Consider the following 21,641-nt stretch of genomic DNA (forward strand, 5'->3'; position numbering starts at 1 on the left):
TCCGGTTTGTCATCATCACAGGTTCCACCGGAGCCTGAGGACAGTTTTCCCATTTTGGAAACACGATCTGTCGGTTATCATACACTCTCCCAAAATCAGGGGCGATCATGCGAATTATCAGTGTTGCCGTGGACGGTATCCAACAGGCTGCCGCTCAAGGGTTATTCGAGTGGCTGGCCTCCCAGGACGCTCACATAATATGCCTTCAGGATCTCCGGTTGCCGGAACCCGTTCTCAGTTCACGTGCCGATTTTCAGCTCGACGGTTACTTCAGCTATTTTTTTGATGCGCCCCAACCAGAGCAGAATGGTGTCGCCATTTACACCCGGGATATGCCCAAGGCAATGATGTACGGTTTTGGTGCCAACAACGGCGAAGATATGAATGGGCGGTATCTGCAAGCTGACTTTGAGAACGTCAGCATCTGTTCACTGCTGGCCCCCTCCGCCTCCGACGACGACAGTCAACCGCTTAAAGACCGTTTTTTTCGGGACCTTCTGGCCCATTTCAGTAAAATCAGCAGCAAACGCCGCGACTATATTTTTTGTGGCAGCTGGAATATTGCCCATCGCACAATTGACGTGAGCACACCGGATACCTGCCGCGACCTGTCCGGTTTTCTGCCGCATGAGCAACAGTGCCTCAATCAGGTATTCGGGGACATCGGTTACGCCGATGCCTTTCGGCTTTTCAACATGGATGCGGACGAATTCACCTACTGGCCCGCCGGCAAACCCCTTGAGGGGACGGGCTGGCGCACCGACATGCAGATCGTGTCAAAAAACCTCACCACTCGTGTGGAGTATGCTGTGATCTACAAGAACAAGTTATTTTCCAGCCACCTGCCAGTGATTGTAGATTATGATCTGGAGACACTCTGACAGCGGCGGCGAGCAAAACAGCATGCTAACCTTGCGCCAATACACACCCCTCTTTAGACTGCCGAAACACCGGCAAAAGCCAGATACTCGTTGAATCATTGATGCCTGATGTAATTCCGGAAAACTCCGTTGGTATTGTCACACCGCAAGCGATTCACTTCGATGAGCCGCTTGTGCTTGCCTGTGGCCGAACACTCGATAATTACACACTGATGGTGGAAACCTATGGCGAATTGAATGCCGACGGCAGCAATGCCATCCTGATCTGTCACGCTCTCAGTGGCCATCACCACGCCGCCGGGTACCACAGCATGGCCGATCAGCGACCGGGTTGGTGGGACAATCATATCGGGCCGGGAAAACCCTTCGATACCAACCGTTTTTTCATCGTCTGTCCGAACAATATCGGTGGCTGTCACGGTAGCACCGGCCCCATATCCATCAATCCTGATACCGACCAACCCTGGGGGCCTGATTTCCCACCGCTGCGGGTCAGAGACTGGGTGGAAAGTCAGGCGCGGCTGGCGGACAAACTCGGTATCCGTCAGTGGGCCGCCATTGTTGGCGGCAGTCTCGGCGGCATGCAGGTTATGCGCTGGGCTTTGGAATATCCGGACCGGGTGCGTCATGCGGTCGTCATCGCCTCGGCGATGAAACTCAGCGCGCAAAATATTGCCTTTAACGAGATAGCCCGCAACGCCATCAGGTCCGATCCCGAGTTTTGCAACGGGCGCTATCTCGAACAACAGACTCAACCGAGAAACGGCCTGGGTCTGGCACGCATGATCGGCCATGTCACCTATTTGTCGGATGAGCTGATGGGCAATAAATTCGGTCGGGAATTGCGCTCCGGTTCTTTTCAGCGCGGCCAGGATGCGCCCATTGAATTCCAGGTGGAAAGCTACCTGCGTCATCAGGGTGACGCGTTTTCCGGCACTTTCGATGCCAACACTTACCTTCTGATGACCAAAGCACTCGACTATTTCGATCTCGCCCGTGAGTACGATCACAACCCGGTCGAGGCTTTCCGGCACGCCAGCTGCAATTTTCTTGTGGTGTCCTTTTCCAGCGACTGGCGCTTCTCTCCGGAACGGGCCGCAGAAATTGTTGAGGCGCTGATTGCCGCCGATAAAAATGTGGCTTATACCGCCATTGAATCCAACCTCGGACACGATGCATTTCTATTGCCGAACCAGCGTTATGAGCAAGTGCTCACTGCCTATATAAACCGCATAGCAGCTGAGATTTCTTCAAAATGATGATACGCACAGACCTGAACATTATTCAGCAGTGGATCCACCCGACAAGCCGCATTCTGGACCTCGGCTGCGGCGACGGCGAACTGCTGCAGACCCTCGCCAAGACAAAAGGCGTTTGGGGGTATGGGCTGGAAATTGATGCTGATAAAATTACGTCCTGTGTTGCCCGGGGCGTCAATGTGATTGAGGCCGATCTTGACGAAGGTCTGAGCCAGTTTTCCGACAACAGCTTTGACACCGTGGTAATGACCCAGGCCCTTCAGGCGATGCGCTATCCTCACCTGGTCCTGGGAGAAATGTTGCGCGTGGGCAAACAGTGTGTGGTGACATTTCCCAACTTCGGCAACTGGCGCGCTCGCAGCTATCTGCTGTCACGGGGCCGCATGCCGGTCACCAGGCAACTCACCTTCCAGTGGTACGACACGCCCAACATCCACTTTTGTACCGTGAAGGATTTTGAGGCACTCTGTACAGAGAAGCGTATCCGGATACTGCATCGAGAATTTGTCGCAGAGCGACTGCCGGACAGGTACATGAAAGGTATCTGGCCGAATATGTTCAGTGACACCGCCATCTACCATTTGAGCAAGTAGGCCTCTTCATGACAGGTAGCCACAACATGAAAATAACCCGAGCAATCTCGTTATTCCTGCTCATCGCAGGTTTGAGCTTCAGTGCGCTGGCTGACAACCGCCCCTACAAGGAATACGGCGACCTGAAAGTGTTTTTCAGTGCCTTCAACAGCAGCTTTATCCAGCCGGACGTTGCCAGCTCGTACAATATTGTTCGTGGCAAGGATAAAGGTCTGGTGAATATTGCCGTGGTCAAAAATGGCCAAATGGGCGGTCTGCCAGCCGTGGTCAAGGGCACCGTCTCAAATATTTTCGGTCAACAGCAGGTGCTGGAATTCGCCGAAATCCGCGAAGAGAACGTGGTTTACTATCTGGCGCCGTTCCGTTTTGACAAGGAAGACTGGATGACCTTCAAAATTGACGTCAGTCCGGATTCTGACAAGGCGACACATTCGCTGACTTTTCAGCGCAAATTCTATGTCGATGAGTAGCCTGTGACAGCCACCCCAGACTCTCTGTTCCTCGGGCGCGCAATAGCGCACTTACCAGCAACCTTTCTATCATCCAACTCAACATGAAAATTGTTCTCGCCACCGGCAACAAAGGCAAGCTTGCCGAGTTTCAGCACTTGCTTGAATCCCTCCCCTTCGACATTCTGCCGCAATCCGATTTTGAGGTTCCAGAGGCGGTAGAAGATGGCCTGAGCTTTGTGGAAAACGCCCTGATCAAGGCGCGGCATGCCGCCCGCCTCACCGCACTGCCAGCCATCGCAGATGACTCCGGTCTTGAAGTGGACGCACTCAATGGCGCCCCCGGTATATATTCCTCACGATTTTCCGGAGAAAACGCCACCGACCAGCAGAACAACCTGCAGTTGCTGTCACTACTTCAGGAAGTACCCCGTGAGCAACGAACCGCCCGCTTTCATTGCCTGCTGATATTCCTGCGCCACGCGGAAGATCCGACGCCGCTAATTTGCCAGGGCACCTGGGAGGGGTTGATCGGGTTTACCCCGGAGGGTGACAACGGCTTTGGCTACGACCCGCTTTTTTATATTCCCGAGCTGGGCCGCACCTCCGCACAGCTCGGCAAAGATGAGAAAAATCGTATCAGTCACCGGGCCAGGGCCATGGCGCTATTACAGGAACGGCTTGTCAGCCTGTATAACCCATAGCCCCCAAAGCGCTGTCATAACCGGTTAGAATCCATTGTCATACCAAGGCCCATAGGTATCGCTGTGCCCCTTCGCTCCCCACACACGCCCACCAACCGTCAGCTTCACTGGCGCAGCTATCTGCGCACACCGCTGTTTGTCACATGCAGCGCCCTGCGACCGTGGTTACTGGATCGCGGCTCACTCACCGAACGCTTAATCCGGGCGAGCAAAGGGCAGTTTGAAGTAAAAATACTGTTTCAGGGCATGGGGGTGCCCCGACTGTCCGAGCAACGCGCATTGGCGCTGCCGGCCCGGCAACGCGCCCTGATCAGGGAGGTCATCCTGCTGGGTAACCACCAACCCTGGGTCTATGCCCGCAGTATCATTCCGATGAAAACCCTGACCGGGCGATTGCGCAAACTCCGAAAGCTGGACAACCGGCCCCTCGGCGCACTGCTGTTCAGCGACCCCGGCATGGCCCGCGGACCCATTGAGATTTCCAACCTGTCCATGTTCGAACCCTGGCCCTCTTCGGTACCATCCACCTATGGCAGCCCCGTACAGGGACGCCGTTCACTGTTTTGGTTGGACGACAAACCTCTGCTGGTGTCCGAGGTGTTTTTGACAGGTTTTACCCCGTACAATGCAATCCCCTGATTTCGCAACCATGCGGCATTTATGAGCAAAGCATTACAGCGACTCCCCGATTTTGTCCGGCTGATGCGCTTTGACAAGCCTATCGGAACGCTGCTGCTGCTCTGGCCAACGCTCTGGGCGTTATGGCTGGCCGCAGGTGGTGTCCCTTCCGCAAAAAATCTGCTGATCTTTGTGCTGGGCGTGATCCTGATGCGCGCCGCAGGTTGTGTGATCAATGATGTGGCTGACCGGCAGGTGGATGGCCATGTGACGCGAACCCGGCACCGGCCGCTACCCAGCGGTCAGGTCAATACCCGCGAGGCAATGGCGCTGTTTGTTGTGCTCTGCCTGGCCGCCTTTGGCCTGGTGCTGCTGACCAATCCGCTGACCATCAAATTGGCCCTGGTGGGGGTGGCATTGGCGGCCTGTTACCCCTTCATGAAACGTTTTACGCATTTGCCCCAACTGGTGCTGGGTGCCGCCTTTGCCTGGAGCCTGCCCATGGCCTTTGCGGCCGAGAGCAACAGCCTGCCCCGGGAAATGTGGACACTGTACATTGCGGTGGTGCTCTGGACCGTCACCTACGATACCTTTTACGCCATGGTGGATCGGGATGACGATGTGAAGATCGGCATCAAGTCTACCGCCATTCTGTTTGGCGACATGGACATACCCATTACCGCCTGCCTGCAGTGTCTGACACTAATCGCGCTGTTGATGACCGGGATCAATTTTAATCGCGGCAGCTGGTTTTTCCTGTCCCTGCTGGTGGCCGCCCTGCTGTTTCTCTACCAGCAGTATCTGATCCGCCATCGCGAGCGCGATGCCTGCTTCCGGGCTTTTCTCAATAATCATTACGTGGGTGCTATTATTTTTATCGGTCTGGCGGCGGACTATCAGCTCACTGTCGACTAGGTATCGACCGATCATTTGTCGATTGTCATATTTTTGTCATGCTCAGGTCATGTAATGGGTGTCTGGATATCAATGATGAAAAGAATATGAGTGATAAAACTGTACTTGTTGTAGACGATGAAACGGCCATTCGCGACATGATCTGTTCAGCGCTGGATGTGGCCGGATTTGACACCCTGCAGGCTGAGAATGCCCAGCAGGCCCATGCCATGATCATCGACCACAAACCCGACCTGGTGCTGCTTGACTGGATGATGCCCGTCACCAGTGGCATTGAGTTGATCCGCAGGCTGCAACGGGATGACCTGACAAAAAATGTACCGGTCATCATGCTGACCGCCAAAGCCAGTGAGGACAACCTGATCCAGGGCCTCGATGTGGGCGCGGACGACTATATCACCAAACCGTTTTCACCCCGTGCCCTGGTGGCCCGTATCAATGCTGTATTGCGCCGTGCCGAATCGGAGCTGCCCCCGGAACCGATTGAGGTGGATCAACTGCTGTTTGATCCCATCAGTCACCGGGTCACCATCAGTGGCCAACCGGTGTCCATGGGACCCACAGAATTTCGGCTGCTGAGTTTCTTTCTCACGCACCAGGAGCGCGTCTATTCCCGTGATCAGATTCTGGACCATGTGTGGGGCGGCAATGTCTACATGGATGAGCGAACGGTGGATGTGCATATTCGTCGATTGCGCAAGGCAATTTCCCTTGCTGGGCAGGACCGCTTCATACAGACTGTGCGGGGCGCGGGTTACCGCTTTTCCACCAAGGTTTATGAAGAATAGGATCTGCATTGCACAGAGGGCTTAAGGCAGAAATACGGCGGATTGCCCTGCTCACCCTGTTTCTACTGCTAACAGGTTTTTTGTGGGGTCACATCCTCCTCACCCTGCTCCTGGGTGGCGGCCTCTACATGTTGTGGACCTTCGTCCATATCACCCGACTCTACGACTGGCTCGACCAGAGCGCTGAGGGACCACCTCCCGAGGCAATCGGCGTCTGGGGCGACATGACCGATTATCTCTACCGGATGCAACAGCGCAACGAACGCGCCAAACAAAGTCGTCGGCAACTGGCCGAGCGGGTCAAGGATATTACTTCTGCACTGGCGGACGGCATCATCATCCTCACCCCCGACCGGGAACTGGAGTGGTGGAACCCCGCCGCTGAAAAACTGCTTGGCCTCGTCAAACGGGATCGCGGCCAATCCATGACCAACCTGGTTCGCGATCCCCGTTTCGTGGTGTTTATTCAAAGTGACTTACTGCCCCCACCACTGGAACTGAGCTCACCGGAAGACCCCACAAGAACCCTGCTGTTTACCGCCGCAACCTTTGGTGATGGCAACATCATTCTGGTCGTGCAGGACATCACCCGATTGCGCAATCTGGAACAAATGCGACAGGACTTCGTGGCCAATATTTCCCATGAGCTGCGAACACCCCTAACCGTGCTCTCGGGCTATATCGAAACCCTGCAGGACAATGCCGACCAGTTGCCCAAGGGCTGGGCAAAAGCATTGCTGCAGATGGGCCAGCAAACAGAACGCCTCAACGCCCTGGCCAATGATCTGGTGATGTTGTCACAACTGGAATCCAACCGGAAACCCCCCTCGCGGGCACCCATCATGCTGGATCAGCTACTGCAACAGATCGCCGAAGATGCCCGCATGGTAGCTGGTGATAAATGTCGAATCGAAACAGACTGCGCCACCGACACCCCCTTCAAAGGGGAGTACAAGGAACTTTACAGCGCCTTCTCGAATCTCGTATTCAATGCCATCAAGCACAATCCGGCAGGCGTGTCCGTCCAAATACGCTGCTTTCACACCGCATCGGATATTGTGGTGGAAATCAGCGATAACGGTTCCGGTATTGATCCAAAACACCTGCCCCGCCTGACCGAGCGTTTTTATCGGGTCGACCAGAGCCGCGCCACCAGTACCGGCGGCACCGGGTTGGGGCTGGCCATTGTCAAACATGTGTTGATGCGCCACGGCGGATCACTGAAAATCGACAGCACACTGGGGAAAGGTAGCTGCTTCCGCTGCCAGCTGCCCCTGCTAACCTGACAATATATCCAGTCACCTTTTCCAATCCCACAGGGCCAATCCCACAGGAAAAAGATGCAATATCGAGAATTAGGAGCCTCCGGACTGTCTATCAGCGCCATTGGCCTCGGCACCATGACCTGGGGCGAGCAGAATAGTCGGAAAGACGCTTTTCAGCAGCTGGATTGCGCCCTTGATCACGGTATCAACTTTGTGGACACCGCAGAGATGTATCCGGTACCACCCAACGCACAAACCCAGGGCCTGACAGAACAATACCTGGGTGACTGGCTGACCCACTCGGGGCGGCGCCAGGACGTGGTCCTGGCCACCAAAGTGACCGGCGGCGACGGCAACAACAGCGGTTTTGACTATATCAGGGGTGGTCCGCGGCTGAATCGAAAACAGATTTTTCAGGCACTGGACGATTCCCTGCGCCGACTGCAGACCGACTACATTGATTTATACCAGGTGCACTGGCCGGAGCGTCCCGCCAATATTTTTGGCCGCTCCGCTCCGGGTGACTACTCACTGACCGACTACACCCCGATCAATGAAACCTGGCAGGCGTTGAATGACCTGGTTAAGCAGGGCAAGGTCCGTCATATCGGGGTCTCCAATGAGACCCCCTGGGGTCTGATGCAATATCAGGCGGCCTCTGTGGCCGGCCATGGTGCCCCGATTGTCAGCATTCAGAACCCCTACAATCTGTTGAACCGGCAGTTCGAGGTATCGCTGGCGGAATGGTCAATCAATGAACGGATCGGCCTACTCGCATACTCTCCCTTGGCTTTCGGTATGCTGTCGGGCAAATACCTGCAGGGCCGACAACCCGCTAATGGACGGCTGACACTGTTCGAACGGTTTCAGCGCTACAATCACCCCACTGCCTTTCATGCGACCGAGCGCTATGTGGCACTGGCCAGACAGTATGATATTTCACCGGTGCACATGGCACTGGGCTTCATTCACCGGCAACCGTTTGTCGCTTCAACCATTATTGGTGCCACCACGCTGCCACAGCTGCAGGAAAACATCGACAGTCTCGCCACACCCATGAGCGAAGCACTGCTGGCAGACATTGATCTGATTCATCGGGATATCAGCAACCCCGCCCCCTGAGAGGCAGACATTGGACATACGTGTTCTCGACAGCATTGACCAGTGTGACGCCCGGGACTGGGATACGCTGTTCGACAGTGACTACCCTTTCTTACAGCACCGTTTTCTCTCCCTGCTGGAACACTCGGGCAGCGCCTGTACCCAGACGGGCTGGCACCCACAACACCTGTTGCTGAGCCAGGACGAAGTCACCGTTGCTGCACTTCCGCTCTACCGTAAAACACACTCGCGGGGCGAATACGTATTCGATTGGGCCTGGGCGGAGGCCTATCACGGGCACCACCTCGACTATTACCCAAAGCTGCTCAGCGCAGTGCCCTTCACGCCGGCGTGCGGGCCGCGTCTCGGGCTGTTGCCCGGTATCAGTCTGAGCGATATCAGCCCGATCCTGCTGACGGCGATTCAGCAACTGGCGGGGCAGCAGGGTGCCACCGGTTGGCACTTGCTGTTTCCCCAGGCGACATTGTCGGACGCGCTGCAAACGGCAGGGGGGATGTTGCGCAGCGGCGTGCAATATCTCTGGAATAACCGAGATTATCGCGATTTCACCGATTTTACCGACACGTTCTCCTCAAGAAAGCGCAAGAATATCAACCGGGAGCGCCACACCCTCAAGTGCGCAGGCCTGCTTATCGAACGACTCACCGGTGCGCAGATCAGTGCCGACTGGTGGGAGTTCTTCTTCGTGCTCTATCACCGCACCTACCTCAAGCACAGCGGCAACAGCGGCTATCTGACCCAGGCCTTCTTCCACCAACTGGGTCAAACCATGCCCGATCAGGTGATGATGGTCGTCGCCATGGAGGGGGACGAAAAAGTCGCCGCCGCCCTGTTCTTCCACGATCACAATAACCTCTATGGTCGTTACTGGGGGTGCACTCGCGAGTACGACTTCCTGCATTTTGAACTTTGCTACTACCAGGGTATCGAATTTGCCATTGAGCGCGGATTGGGCACGTTCGATGCCGGAGCCCAGGGTGAACACAAAATCAAACGGGGTTTCGAACCCACTGAAAATTGTTCTGTCCACTGGATCAGGCATCCCGACTTTGCCTATGCCATCGGTCGGTTTCTGAAGGAAGAGCGTCAATACGTACTTAACTATATTCAGGAAGCCCGGCGACAGTTACCATACAAATCCGTCGACCAATAAACTCACCCTGTTCCCCCTGTGGAGGACTCTACTCGTGAAAACCCCTGTCTGGTTACTGGTCTTCAGTCTGCTGTTACTGCCCGCTGCCAGTCAGGCATCCAGCAAGCTGGAAATCGACCTGTTTGTGCAGGAAACCCTGGCCGATTTTTACAAGCAATCTCCTGCAGGACGTGAACTGGCCTCCCGCGCCAAGGGCATGCTGGTTTTTCCGAAAATCTACAAGGCCGGTTTCTGGGTCGGAGGGGAATACGGTGAAGGCGCTTTGCGAATTGGCGGCAATACAGTGGGGTATTACAACATTGCCTCGGCGTCACTGGGGCTGCAACTGGGCGTTCAGAAAAAATCCCAGGTCATCCTTTTCATGACCGATGACGCCTTGCAAAAATTCCGCAACAGTCAGGGCTGGGAAGCCGGTGTTGACGGCAGTGTCGCCATTGCCAGCTTCGGCGCCGCAGAAGAAATTGATACCAAAACGTTCCAGCAACCGATTATCGGCTTCGTCTTCTCCAACAAGGGATTGATGTACAACCTGACCATCGAAGGGGCGAAGATAACACCCATTCAGCCCCGTTGATTCGGAATCTTCCGACGCCTACGTCCGCTGCCAGACCAGCAGACGGTTATTTGCCGGCATGGCATGGTCGTCCAGCAATGTCAGCCCGGCCTTATCGGCCAGACGATTAACCGCCTCGAAATCACGGATCCCCCGATACGGGGCATTCTGCTTCAGCATCTGATCGAAGCGGGCATTGCTGTCACTGGTAAATTCACCGCCGTAGTTAAAGGGCCCGTAAATCCCCACATGTGCACCCGGCTGCAACAGCTTTTCCAGCCCGGCAAACAGGCTGATCACCGACTCCCAGGACATGATATGGCAGGTGTTGGCGGTAAAAACCGCATCGGCAGGGGTCACCGGCCAGGGCTGCTGATCAACGTCCAACACCAGCGGACGGCGCAGATTCTCGGCGGGGTGCTCGTCAATCCAGCTGTTGATAGCGTCGTGATTCACCGCCAGGTCGGAGGTTTGCCAGATCAGGTGAGGTAATCGGGGGGCAAAGTACACAGCGTGCTGACCGGTACCACTACCCAGCTCAAGTACGTGACGGGAAGATGCCAGCACCGCCTGTAGCACCTGAAAAATCGGCTGCCGATTATTTTCGCAGGCCTGTGAAAAAGGTTTTGCCATCACCCCTCCTGCTCCGCCACGTCCCGAGTGAAAACCCATTCCCGCGCTGAGGACATGGCAGACTGAAACGCATAGCCACCGAGATCGAACGCCTTGATGCCCTCGGGGTCATCAATACGCTGTTGAATCAGGTAGCGGCTCATCAGCCCACGGGCCTTTTTGGCATAAAAACTGATAATTTTGTATTTACCGTTTTTCCAGTCCTTGAATACCGGTGTGACGATGTCGGCATTCAGCAAACCCGGCTGCACAGATTTGAAATACTCGTTGGAGGCCAGATTTAGCAACACTGGTCGCGACATCGCCGCCAGCTCAGCATTCAAGCCATCGGTAATTTTTCTGCCCCAGAACTGATAGAGATCGGCACCGCGCGGATTGGCCAGGCGGGTTCCCATTTCCAGCCGGTAGGGTTGCATCAGATCCAGTGGCCGCAACAGACCATAGAGTCCCGACAGAATCCGCAGATGCTGTTGCGCCCACTGCAGGTCGGCCTCCGAAAGGCTCTCGGCCGCCAGACCGGTGTAAACATCGCCCTTGAAGGCCAGCAGCGCCTGTTTTGCATTGCTGGGCGTGAATTTCGGCTGCCAGTTGAGATAGCGACCAAAGTTCAGATCACCCAGTTTGGCACTGATACCCATCAACTCCGACACCTGTGGTGGCGAAAGCTGCTGTAACTCGTCGATCAGCGCCTTTGAATCCTCCAGATAAGCGGGCATCGTAAAGTCCGCTGTGGTCGATGGCGTTTCATAATCCAGGGTCTTGGCGGGGGAAATAACAGTCAGCATGGTTTATCCAATGAATGTAATCATTACAGGTTACCATGGTCTATTATACTGAGTTGATCGCAATCTGTTCGTCAGGAGAATTCATGTCCCGGGTCGTCCCACTGTTCTTTTCCACGCTATTGATACTAATGTCACTCAGTGGCTGTTCGGTTAACCCCGTCACTGGCGAAAACCAGTTCTCACTGATGTCGGCAGAGCAGGAAGTGGCGATAGGTGCCAGCAACTATACCCCCTCCCAGCAATCCCAGGGAGGACGCTACATCATTGATCCGGAAGTGCAGGCCTATGTCAGCGGCGTGGGGAAAAAACTGGCCGCCGTCAGTGATCGCCCCGACCTGCCCTACGAATTTGTGGTACTGAACAACTCGGTGCCCAATGCCTGGGCCCTGCCCGGTGGCAAGATCGCCATCAATCGCGGGCTGCTCGTGCAGCTGGAGGATGAGTCTCAACTGGCCGCCGTGCTGGCCCACGAAATTGTCCACGCCGCCGCCCGGCACAGCGCCGCACAAATGACCCGTGGCACCCTGATGAGTATCGGTGCCGCCGCTGTCGGTGTAGCCGGCTCAAACTATGGTCTCGGCGACATGGGTTCACAAGTGGCACAGATGGGCGCCGCTGCCTGGATGGCCAAGTACGGCCGCAGTGCCGAACTGGAGTCCGACGCCTACGGTATGGAATACATGGCCCGCGCCGGATACGACCCCAGTGGGGCAGTCAAGCTGCAGGAGACCTTCGTCAAACTGAGTGAAGGTCGTCAACAGGACTTCCTCAGCGGTTTGTTCGCCAGCCACCCCCCTTCACAGGAGCGGGTTGATGCCAACCGCATCAAGGCCGCGACACTCCCCAAAGGCGTCATCAATCGCGAGTTCTATCAACGCAAAATCGCCCAGCTCAGACGCGACGAACCCGCCTACAAGGCCCAGGAGGCGGCCATGAAAGCCCTCAGTGCCGATAACCCGAAAGCCGCTCTCAGTGAACTGGACAAAGCCATTGCCATTCAGCCCAATGACGGTTATTTCTGGGAATTGCGCGGCCATGCCTGGGCCATGCAGAAAAACATGAGCAATGCCGAACAGGCTTTTACCACTGCCATCGGTAAAAACCCCGACTACTTCAGCCACCATCTGTCCCGGGGCCTGCTGCGTTTTGAGGAGGACAAAAAAACCGCTGCCCGCAGTGATCTGGAAAAGAGTTACCAGCTGCTGCCTACCCCCTATGCCGGTTACTATCTGGGTGAAATTGCACTGGAAAACGGCGACCAGAAAAATGCCATTAATTATTTCCAGTCCGCTGCCCAGGGTGGCGGCGAAATGGCCAAGAAAGCCCAGGCGCGGCTGGCGGTACTGGAGCTGACCACCGCCCCCCACAAATACATCCTCAGCCAGTTGTCCCTGACGGACGATGGCTACCTGCGCGTCACCGTTAAAAACAACAGCCCGGTCACCGTCACCAATGTGAAACTGCAAGTCACCGAGATGGTGAATGCCTTTATTGCCGGTGGCAGCTCCACCATGAATGGGCCGAGGCAGCTATCGCCGGGCCAGCAGGTGTCCATGAAAACCCGCATAGGCCCGTTCAAGGATAGTAATGACGCCGCCCGCTACCGCATACAGGTCTCGTCTGTTGAGGTGGCCGAATAAACAGACACCGGCGCACTAAAACGCTCGGCTCAATGCCTCCACCAGAAACACCAGGGTAGAGGACAGCATCATACGCTTCGGGTTGGGGCCGACCCGCACAACCCAGATCACGGCAACAGCCGACGCCAACCCAAAGAGGAAGGCAGAGGCCAACCCGCTCGATCCCAGCCCAAAGGCCAGCGCCAACAACCCCAGCGAGGTTGCCAGCAGCATCGCTGAAACACGATAGGTAACCGCGGCACCATGGCGCACCGCAAAGCACTGTTTGCCCGCCTGCCGATCTGTTTCGAGCTGCGGCGGCTGGTGGGAAAACAGCAACGCCGTGGCAAAGGCTGCAAACGCGCCCATCCCCAATAGTGAGCTCCAGCCAAACGGCTGTTCCGCGACAAACCACAGGCCGCCAAACACGCCGGGACCATAGCAGAGCGCCGTGGCCCACTCCCCGGCCACCGTGTAAGAAAGCGGACGCTGCCCGGCGTTATACAACACCCCCAGCCCCACAAGGGGCAGGGCAAAAACCAGAATCCACAGCTGCTGGACAAGCAACAACACCAGCAGCCCCAGAGCACCCCCGGCTGTCAGACTGATCAGGCCGTGATAAAAGGCCGTGCGGACACTGCCGTCGTGAATACGCACCCAGGAATCGTACTTGAAGGTGTCGGCGCCCAGCTGCCAGTCCTTGGCATCATTGAGCAGGTTGATACCGTGTTGCAGCAGCACCACGGCCAGGGTCGCCGACCACAGCGCAGTGTGACTGAGCGGCTTTTCCGCCAGCAGCCAGACCGCAACGCCGGGCAGTATCGATACCAGGTAGACAGCAGGGTTGAGCGCCTGCCACCACCTGACAGAGGAGGGTTGCTCTACAAGCTCAACGTTCAAACAGGCTGTCAGACCATCGCCCGGGCTTGCGGTGAACGGAAATTATCCAGGGCCGCCTGAAACCAGTGGGCGTGCTGGCGCTCGGAATCGATCACCTGTTGGTAAACCGCTGCGGTGTCGGCATCCTTCGCCGCCAGCGCCTGGTCGCGGAAACGGGGATAGATATCCTGGTATTCCCGCTCTTCCACCCGAAGCGCCACCTGCAATGCCTTTTCCACCACCCCGTCGGGATTCAGGGCAATCAGCTCGTCGCAATTGCTACGAATAGCTTCCAGGGCGTCGATAGCGCGCTGGGTATCTTCACCCCGTTGCGGCACACCGATATCACTGTACAGGGCCCGCAACCATACCGCGTGCAGTTTCTCCTCACCGGCCACCTTGCGGAACAGGGTCGCCAGCTCCGGATAACCGGCCTTGCTCGCCCAGCGGGCAAACTCGGGGTACATCACCCGGTTTTCGTACTCCTCCACATCCACAAACGATGCCGCCGTCCCGGCCATATCATCAGACTGGCAGGCAGCCGCAAAGCACCCGAAAATCATCTCTTCGCTAATCTCAGCCTTTTCCATTGCTTTTCTCCGTGAAAGTCGTTGGGTTGTTAACAGGGTGTAACTGGAACAGCTACATTAACCCGTAACAGGGACTGACAACACCTTTTGGATCATATTGTGGGTGGATGACCATTGATGACTATTGAGAGTCATCGCAACTAACGCTTCCACATTACAGCACGACCCAATAGCAACGTTAGCCAACAGCGGTAATACCCTCTATTTGTACAACACTCATGGCTTCCGAACGTTCGATAATTTTGACAATGGCGGATTGAATGGTCTCATCCTCCCGGGCATCGCTGACACTGGAAAAACGCTGCTCCTGTATTTCCGCACCCTCTTCCAGGCAGAACTTCACTGACACCCCATCCGCGCAACCAGCGGCCTTGCCAAAATATTCTATGGTAATTTCCGGATAGCCCCGGCGGCTCATTTTGACCCGCTTGGCTATACGTTTTTTGGACTTTTCAAGATTCATAAAATCACCCTTCAGTGGGGAGAGTATAACGCCAGGCGTTGGAGCCGATCGTGGGGTTTTTAATCTGCCCCCCAAATAATCTGTATTAATACGTGCTAACCATTGCTGCTTTGACTGGTTGACGTGTTAGCGCATCAGCCTTTCCGTCAGGAACTGGCTACAGGCTTTAACCCGGGCATTACTGCGCAAATCCCGATGGGTCAGCAGCCACAGGTCCGACTGAAACTCGCGGTCAAGTGAGCCTAACGGGGGCAGCCCGTCGGCGACATCATCAGGCAGTAGTGCAACCCCGAGACCGGCTTTCACCAGGGCCGCCATGCCCATCAACGTATTGGCGCGGGCCACAATGCTGACTGCTGAACAATGCTTCTCCAGCCACTGCATGGGTTTGAGTCGCAATAAAGCTCGCTCCGGGCCAATCACCGGCATGCCACTCAATGTCTTTGCCGTGTAAACCCCGGATTGGCCATGGGCGAATCTTTCCGAACCATATAGCTGCCAGGGCATTGTCATTAATTTTCGACCCACCAGATGCTCCGGAGGGTTATTGGTGGCACGCAAGGCGATATCGGCTTCCATCCGTGAAAGATTGAGATCGTCACTGTCAGCAAGGAGCTCTATCTCAATGCCCGGGTAAAGTGCCCGGAACTCCGCAAGCAAGGGCGGCAGCTGGTAATAGGCAAAACCGTCGGGGCAAGTAATACGCACCTTGCCTTCCAGGGTTTGATCGCCGCCGAGAATCATTCGATCCACATCGTCAATGGCCTCAGCAACCTGCTCCACTCGCACCATCAACAGCTCACCGGCACCGGTCAACTGATAGCGGGCATCCCATCGCTCGAACAGACGCACGCCGAGTTTTTCTTCCAGCCCCTTGATTCGCCGAAATACCGTGGAGTGATTGACGCCCAGTCGCTTGCGGGCACCCGTAAGACTCCCGGTTTCCGCAACCGCCTGAAAATACCGCAGATCATCCCAACTATCCATAACGATGACTCACCCCGCTCTTTTTGCATTTTTGCAAATATCGTTTGAACATAATGAGAATTATATTTCATATTTGCAACACTCATACTGCACCTGAACCCATTCACTTACAGAGGATCGCAATATGAACAAGTACGCAAACCACGGCACCGGCCTACTTCGCATCAGCCTTGGCATTATCTATATCGCCCACAGTCTGTACCTGAAACTGGTGGTATTCACCCTGCCCGGCACAGCCGCCTTCTTTGCAAGCCTCGGCTTGCCCGCTATAGCGGCCTATGCCACGTTTATCGTTGAGGCAATAGGCGGTATTGCATTGCTGCTGGGCTATCAGGCCCGCTGGGCGGCGTTGGCATTGATACCCGTCGCACTGGGAGCCACCTGGGCCCACAGCGGTGCAGGCTGGGTATTCAGCAATGCCGGTGGTGGCTGGGAATACCCGTTGTTTCTCGCCATCACCACGGCGGTCATTGCCCTACAGGGCAACGGTAGTCTGGCATTGCAACGCAATGCATGAGTCAACCCGTTAACCTGGAGCCATGCAGATGCACAAACACATCCGGGCAAACGAGCGGGGCAGCACGCTGCTGCCCTGGCTCCGAAGCTATCACAGTTTTTCATTCAACCGGTATTACGACCCCGCGCGGATGGGCTTTGGCCCCCTGCGGGTAGTTAATCAGGATTGGGTGGCTCCCGGTGGCGGCTTCTCCAGCCATAGTCACCGTGACGCTTTGATCATCAGCCTGGTCACGCACGGTGAGATGGTTCACCGGGACAACGCCGGTCATGAACGTTTACTTGGCACCGGAGACTATCAGTATATGAGTGCGGGTAGCGGCATCCGTCACAGCGAATTCAATGCCAGTGATACCGAGTCAATGGAATTTGTACAGATCTGGGTAACACCCCGCCACAAAAATACAGCACCTGCTTACCAGGTCCGGCATTTTGACGATGCGGCGACGCTGCAGCCAATCGCCGCCGGGGAGGTGGATGTGGATACCAAGGTCTTTCTGCTGGATCAGGACATCCGTATCTGGCAACTGCGGCTCAACGCCGGAGAACACCTCCAGCATAATTTACCCGATCAATGGCAGCGCCGGGTGCAACTTGTCAAAGGTGAAGTCACCCTGGAGAACACGCGCCTGCAACCCGGCGACGCACTGGAATTCGGCCCAAACCTATACCCGAGTCAGGTAACGACTTATCGGGCCACCAGCAACAGCCTGGCTCTGATCTTCGATATTCCCGCTAACAACCAACCAAGGACATCCCATGAACCCTCTTGATCAAACCACTCTGCAACAATTGTTTACCCATGCTCGCACCCACAGCCACTGGCAGGACCGCGGTATTGCCGCCGATACCCTGCGCCAGCTCTACGCGCTCGCCGCCATGGGTCCCACCAGCATGAATGCGCAACCGGGACGGTTTGTATTCCTCACCACCCCGGCGGCCAAACAGGAATTGCTGCCAGCGCTGGCAGAGGGTAATCGCGACAAAACCCTGGCTGCCCCCGTCACTGTGATTGTCGCCCACGACCCGGCCTTCTACCGTCACATGCCGGAACTCTTTCCGCATTTTGAAGGGGCTGACAAAATGTTTGCCGACAATGAGGAATTGGCCCAAAGCACAGCATTTCGCAACGGCACCCTGCAGGGAGCATGGCTGATCATGGCCGCCCGCGCACTGGGACTGGACTGCGGCCCGATGTCCGGTTTCGACAACGGCAAAACCGATGAGATTTTCTTTACTGAAAATGGCTGGAAATCCAACTTCCTGATCAACCTCGGCTACGGCGATTCGCAAAAACTCCACCCCCGAGGCAAACGGCTCGACTTCGAAGAGGCCTGCCTGTTGTTGTAGAACAGCCCCTCAAACTTCAGGCAATAAAAAATGCCGCTGTTCTCACGAGCAGCGGCATTCACTTATCTTACGTTCTAACTTTTAGTTTTTACTCTGACCCCAAATATCGCAAATATCCGGCGAGGCAACATAGCTCAACCTGAAGTGAATGGATGAGGGCCTTTATCTATTAACAATATGCCTCTTAAAGAAGCAGGATCTTCACTCAGTAAATCAACCTCATCTTCTACAACTTTGTTCATTACAACTTTCCAAACAGCTGACTTGAGATGGGAACATCGAAACCGAGCCAACTCGAGGTGCTGATATCTATTCTCGTACCTATTTGAATCTATGGAATTCGTACAAAATTCCAGATATTCACGAACCTGGGGCTTAGGAGTTTTTATACCATGGACGAGCAAGTTGCGAATTAAACGCACCTCTGCAAAGCGAGGTGGCCATTTAGATTTATCGACCCAATTTTGAGTAACTTCAGCTGCTTCACAAATTGTGTCTAGCATAACAAAACACAAAACCAAGTCCTCAGTATGGCTAGCGACGTCCCACGCAGACAGTATAAATTCTAACGCTTCCTCCTCCTCCCAACCCACATGACTTGGTGGAAATTGCTTTTGATGAGCCCAGCCTGCTGAAGGTTTTATAGTGATTCCACCGGGAGAAGGTTCGATATTGATAGAGGTCGCTTTTAACAGCTTATTAGTAAGAGCATTCAGTCGAGATAACTCGCGACTAATCCACCGAGCACAGCGGTTACGAAACTCATCACTTGATTCATCGCAGTTACGAGCTAGTTCAAACTCAACTTTTTCATCAGCTATGCGACAGCCACCTTGTTCGAGCAAAGTCGAGTGGAGTGAAGTTAAACCGGGAATTTCACACGTCACAACATAGTTGGACATAATTACCTCATTTTAAATTTCTGGTGCTCGATACTTACGCAGAACGCCTTACGCCAATATTCAGCGGCCGCCTTTACGGAGCGGAGCGTAGAAAAGGCGGTCCGGTGGAGGCCCGTTAGGGCCGGAACGTACTGGAATGACTGGTTATGTGTTCTCGTCGAACATAGCATTCAGAATACCGTACACCAGCTCATGCATGTATGAATTGCCGCCAAGATGGACAAGTTCGTTGTCCCCGTTCTGAAACGTCAGGTATGGATGAGCCTCGCTACCATCGAAGCTGACTTCTGAGACGCCATCAATCATGCAGGCTACTTCAAAGGCCACTTTCCCGGTTGTTTCTTTCAGCACATCCCCTTTAAGGCCACCAGCGTCCAAATGGTCAGCAACCCTGGCGATCATTTCGCCAGTCAGAATCTCTTGTTGCTCCAGGAAGGAGCCCGCATCTATCGATATTTTCATGTTCTCAAAGATATTTGGGGTCAGTGTAAAAATACCAATCAAATCAACTGGATATTTTTGGCAAGACCACCAGATGAATAGTTTTGCCTATGTGACTAGCCTGAGGCCCTGACGCAGTTGCGCCCCTCGGACTTGGCCCGATAGAGCGCCTTGTCCGCAGTGTCCAACAGCTTTTTGGCTGTCTTGCCCGGTCCTGGCGCTTCGCTGGCAACACCGATACTGACTGTCACGACTCCGGGGGCAACGCTTGTATGGGGGATGGCGAGCGCTTCTACGACGCTCCTTGCGCGCTCCGCTACCTGCATGGCCACCGTGATATTGGCACCGGGCAATACCATCGTAAACTCTTCACCGCCATAGCGCGCCACCAGGTCTTCCTGACGCAAACTCTGCTGCAGCGCCTCGGCAACTCGCCGCAGGCATTCGTCGCCCGCCAGGTGACCGTAGCTATCGTTATACAGTTTAAAGTTATCGATATCGACCATCCCGATACCCAGCCGCCGTCCACTGGATATGGCCCGGAGCCACTCGGCGTACAACAGTTCATCCAAACCACGTCGATTGACCAGGTTGGTGAGCTGGTCGGTGATGTTGAGGGCTGCCAGCTTCAGGTTAACCAGCTCGAGCTCCTTCTGCGCCTGCATGCGCTGGCTCATCTCGGCGTCCATTTGATCCTTTGCCTGTTGCAGCGCCCGGGTCATTTTTTTATTGTCCTGCAGCGCCACCTCCAGCTGTTCGGTGCGCCGCTGCACCTCTTCTTCCAGCACGATAGCCGTCTGGAACAGGTTGAATGCCGAGCCCTGCAGGCTGCTGGCGTGCTCTGCGCGGTTCATCAACACCTCAATGACTTTGTTGAGCCGCTGTACTTCCCTGTCCTTTTCGGGCTCCGACCGCTTGTCGCCCTGCTGGCTCAGTTCGCGCGGTTTATTCATCGACAGTTTCCGCCATATGCCCAAAGGCGATACCGGTTAACGTCTGGTTGACGTGCACCCCACCATATTGTTCGCCATAGGTATTGAAACCGACGACCTGATAGTCGTTCATGATTTCACCCATGCGCTTTTCGAGCCCCTTCTGAGTAACCTCCAACCGCCGCAACACACAATCGCATGCCAGAACCAGCGCCAGATCGCCCATGTCCTGCTTTACCGACTCCAGGCTGTGTCGCAGGTTTTCAACCAAATCAACGCCCTGGGCCTCGCGCAAAACCAGGCCTTCTTCAATGGCACAGTAAAATGTCAGGCTCTTGTCATCATTGGCCGACTGGATGGCACGCACGTAATCCGTACCATCGATAAGTACAACCACGGGTGACTCGGCAAACCGGCCCGGTGCCAGATCGTCAACGGTCACGCCAAGCAGACGCGCGTACTCATCTGATGCCGGATAGCCGCTTATCTCATAAACGGTACGGGTTGCCGGGTCCGCCTCCGTCACAACCATCCGCTCTTTGCCAGGGACAAAATGCTGTGTCTTGAACGTTTTGTAAGGCAAGGGCGTGGTCGCCAGTACCATCACCGCGCTGTCGGAATGAAAACGTCCCTGGTGGAAGACACGGGTTTGCTCAAAGCGCAGGTCATCCCCTGCAGAACCGCCAACCAGGGGGATACGGCCGAGCCCATACTGGAGGGCGTGGACCACAGGCTCTTCCCGAATGGAAAGCCCGTCAATCATCAGAAAGGCAAAACAGTTTTCGTCACTCGCCTGAGGTGCCAAAGCCTCCAATTGCTGCAACTGTTCCTGAACAAATTTCTGCCCATCCACCATCGAGAATTGCTGCAAATTGTCCAGGCGGCCAATGACGGCGCTGCAAAACTCTGCGGGGAAACTCACACCGGACAAACTTTGGCTACAGTACCCCTGGGGGCCGATTTCTCCCGCTGACGTGCAACCCACCAGGGGGACGTCCCTGAACAACTCGTTCAACGCGCTGGTCAGGCGATCCAGATCGTAGTGGCTGGAACAAAAAAAGATCACCAGTCCCGGGTCGGGCTGCTCTAACTGACGGTATAGCTCGCGCACTGCTTCCCGTTCATCGGCGGCGAGACTGTGACCATGGCGAATCTGAGGTTCTCTGCTCATCTGTACTCCCATCAATCTGGCTGGACCGGCGCTGCAAGAAATCGACCGTGTCTCTCCAAAGTACCAGCTGCTC

The 21,641-nt window shown here is 55.3% G+C and carries 26 protein-coding genes; 16 read left to right on the forward strand and 10 right to left on the reverse strand.

The window, feature by feature from the left end; all coding sequences use genetic code 11:
* The first annotated feature begins 107 nt into the window (after positions 1-107).
* The 12 genes from QZ516_RS00495 to QZ516_RS00550 all read left to right on the forward strand — a co-directional run bounded on the left by QZ516_RS00495 (position 108) and on the right by QZ516_RS00550 (position 10,321).
* Entirely contained in the window at positions 108-881 is a 774-nt protein-coding gene (locus tag QZ516_RS00495) for an exodeoxyribonuclease III (protein WP_297184759.1), read from the forward strand.
* Positions 882-982: 101 nt separating this feature from the next.
* Entirely contained in the window at positions 983-2,140 is a 1,158-nt protein-coding gene (locus QZ516_RS00500; protein WP_297184761.1) for a homoserine O-acetyltransferase, read from the forward strand.
* Positions 2,141-2,142: 2 nt separating this feature from the next.
* Positions 2,143-2,733 (forward strand): methionine biosynthesis protein MetW, encoded by a 591-nt coding sequence (gene metW, locus QZ516_RS00505; RefSeq protein WP_297185506.1) that lies wholly within the window; start codon positions 2,143-2,145, stop codon positions 2,731-2,733.
* 26 nt (positions 2,734-2,759) lie between these two features.
* A complete protein-coding gene (locus tag QZ516_RS00510) occupies positions 2,760-3,203 on the forward strand; it encodes a DUF4426 domain-containing protein (RefSeq protein WP_297184763.1) in 444 nt (147 codons plus the stop codon).
* Between the two features lie 83 nt (positions 3,204-3,286).
* A complete protein-coding gene (rdgB, locus tag QZ516_RS00515; protein WP_297184765.1) occupies positions 3,287-3,886 on the forward strand; it encodes an RdgB/HAM1 family non-canonical purine NTP pyrophosphatase in 600 nt (199 codons plus the stop codon).
* A gap of 63 nt (positions 3,887-3,949) precedes the next feature.
* Positions 3,950-4,525: a chorismate lyase gene (locus QZ516_RS00520; RefSeq protein ID WP_297184767.1), complete on the forward strand. Its 576-nt coding sequence runs from the start codon at positions 3,950-3,952 to the stop codon at positions 4,523-4,525.
* A 21-nt stretch (positions 4,526-4,546) separates the two neighbouring features.
* Positions 4,547-5,419, forward strand: a complete 873-nt coding sequence (gene ubiA, locus QZ516_RS00525; protein ID WP_297184769.1) for a 4-hydroxybenzoate octaprenyltransferase — start codon at positions 4,547-4,549, stop codon at positions 5,417-5,419.
* An 86-nt stretch (positions 5,420-5,505) separates the two neighbouring features.
* Entirely contained in the window at positions 5,506-6,207 is a 702-nt protein-coding gene (phoB, locus tag QZ516_RS00530; RefSeq protein WP_297184771.1) for a phosphate regulon transcriptional regulator PhoB, read from the forward strand.
* Positions 6,208-6,215: 8 nt separating this feature from the next.
* A complete protein-coding gene (gene phoR, locus QZ516_RS00535) occupies positions 6,216-7,493 on the forward strand; it encodes a phosphate regulon sensor histidine kinase PhoR (protein WP_297184773.1) in 1,278 nt (425 codons plus the stop codon).
* A 54-nt stretch (positions 7,494-7,547) separates the two neighbouring features.
* Entirely contained in the window at positions 7,548-8,594 is a 1,047-nt protein-coding gene (locus QZ516_RS00540; RefSeq protein WP_297184775.1) for an NADP(H)-dependent aldo-keto reductase, read from the forward strand.
* Between the two features lie 10 nt (positions 8,595-8,604).
* Positions 8,605-9,747, forward strand: a complete 1,143-nt coding sequence (locus QZ516_RS00545) for a GNAT family N-acetyltransferase (protein WP_297184777.1) — start codon at positions 8,605-8,607, stop codon at positions 9,745-9,747.
* Positions 9,748-9,781: 34 nt separating this feature from the next.
* Positions 9,782-10,321 (forward strand): YSC84-related protein, encoded by a 540-nt coding sequence (locus QZ516_RS00550; RefSeq protein WP_297184778.1) that lies wholly within the window; start codon positions 9,782-9,784, stop codon positions 10,319-10,321.
* Positions 10,322-10,339: 18 nt separating this feature from the next.
* Here QZ516_RS00550 and QZ516_RS00555 read toward each other — a convergent pair whose 3' ends face one another.
* A complete protein-coding gene (locus QZ516_RS00555; protein WP_365332451.1) occupies positions 10,340-10,936 on the reverse strand; it encodes a DUF938 domain-containing protein in 597 nt (198 codons plus the stop codon).
* Complete coding sequence (yaaA, locus tag QZ516_RS00560) at positions 10,933-11,718, reverse strand: peroxide stress protein YaaA (RefSeq protein WP_297184782.1); 786 nt, start codon at positions 11,716-11,718, stop codon at positions 10,933-10,935. The genes QZ516_RS00555 and yaaA overlap by 4 nt, the downstream gene beginning before the upstream one ends.
* Before the next feature lie 83 nt (positions 11,719-11,801).
* Between yaaA and QZ516_RS00565 the strand changes: the two genes are divergently transcribed.
* Positions 11,802-13,358, forward strand: coding sequence for a M48 family metalloprotease (locus QZ516_RS00565; protein ID WP_297184784.1), 1,557 nt, complete (start codon positions 11,802-11,804; stop codon positions 13,356-13,358).
* A 15-nt stretch (positions 13,359-13,373) separates the two neighbouring features.
* Here QZ516_RS00565 and QZ516_RS00570 read toward each other — a convergent pair whose 3' ends face one another.
* From QZ516_RS00570 to QZ516_RS00585, 4 genes are all read right to left on the reverse strand, one after another.
* Positions 13,374-14,237: a UbiA family prenyltransferase gene (locus tag QZ516_RS00570; RefSeq protein WP_297184786.1), complete on the reverse strand. Its 864-nt coding sequence runs from the start codon at positions 14,235-14,237 to the stop codon at positions 13,374-13,376.
* 8 nt (positions 14,238-14,245) lie between these two features.
* On the reverse strand, positions 14,246-14,806 hold the full coding sequence (locus QZ516_RS00575; protein ID WP_297184787.1) for a ferritin family protein: 561 nt from the start codon (positions 14,804-14,806) through the stop codon (positions 14,246-14,248).
* A 178-nt stretch (positions 14,807-14,984) separates the two neighbouring features.
* Entirely contained in the window at positions 14,985-15,269 is a 285-nt protein-coding gene (locus QZ516_RS00580; RefSeq protein ID WP_297184789.1) for a hypothetical protein, read from the reverse strand.
* 126 nt (positions 15,270-15,395) lie between these two features.
* Positions 15,396-16,256, reverse strand: coding sequence for a LysR family transcriptional regulator (locus QZ516_RS00585; protein WP_297184791.1), 861 nt, complete (start codon positions 16,254-16,256; stop codon positions 15,396-15,398).
* Positions 16,257-16,380: 124 nt separating this feature from the next.
* Between QZ516_RS00585 and QZ516_RS00590 the strand changes: the two genes are divergently transcribed.
* The 3 genes from QZ516_RS00590 to QZ516_RS00600 are packed head-to-tail and all read left to right on the forward strand — an operon-like array spanning position 16,381 to position 18,122.
* A complete protein-coding gene (locus QZ516_RS00590; RefSeq protein WP_297184793.1) occupies positions 16,381-16,773 on the forward strand; it encodes a DoxX family protein in 393 nt (130 codons plus the stop codon).
* A gap of 28 nt (positions 16,774-16,801) precedes the next feature.
* On the forward strand, positions 16,802-17,545 hold the full coding sequence (locus QZ516_RS00595; RefSeq protein WP_297184795.1) for a pirin family protein: 744 nt from the start codon (positions 16,802-16,804) through the stop codon (positions 17,543-17,545).
* On the forward strand, positions 17,532-18,122 hold the full coding sequence (locus tag QZ516_RS00600) for a malonic semialdehyde reductase (RefSeq protein WP_297184796.1): 591 nt from the start codon (positions 17,532-17,534) through the stop codon (positions 18,120-18,122). Before QZ516_RS00595 ends, QZ516_RS00600 begins: the two co-directional genes overlap by 14 nt.
* A gap of 134 nt (positions 18,123-18,256) precedes the next feature.
* Here the strand turns inward: QZ516_RS00600 and QZ516_RS00605 are convergent, their stop codons facing one another.
* From QZ516_RS00605 to nosP, 4 genes are all read right to left on the reverse strand, one after another.
* Complete coding sequence (locus tag QZ516_RS00605) at positions 18,257-19,024, reverse strand: hypothetical protein (RefSeq protein ID WP_297184798.1); 768 nt, start codon at positions 19,022-19,024, stop codon at positions 18,257-18,259.
* 144 nt (positions 19,025-19,168) lie between these two features.
* Positions 19,169-19,528, reverse strand: coding sequence for a hypothetical protein (locus QZ516_RS00610; protein WP_297184800.1), 360 nt, complete (start codon positions 19,526-19,528; stop codon positions 19,169-19,171).
* 53 nt (positions 19,529-19,581) lie between these two features.
* Positions 19,582-20,418, reverse strand: coding sequence for a diguanylate cyclase (locus QZ516_RS00615; RefSeq protein ID WP_297184802.1), 837 nt, complete (start codon positions 20,416-20,418; stop codon positions 19,582-19,584).
* Positions 20,411-21,568, reverse strand: coding sequence for a nitric oxide-sensing protein NosP (gene nosP, locus QZ516_RS00620; RefSeq protein WP_297184803.1), 1,158 nt, complete (start codon positions 21,566-21,568; stop codon positions 20,411-20,413). The genes QZ516_RS00615 and nosP overlap by 8 nt, the downstream gene beginning before the upstream one ends.
* Positions 21,569-21,641 lie beyond the last annotated feature (73 nt).

This window comes from uncultured Porticoccus sp. (assembly GCF_913061305.1).
GTDB lineage: Bacteria > Pseudomonadota > Gammaproteobacteria > Pseudomonadales > Porticoccaceae > Porticoccus.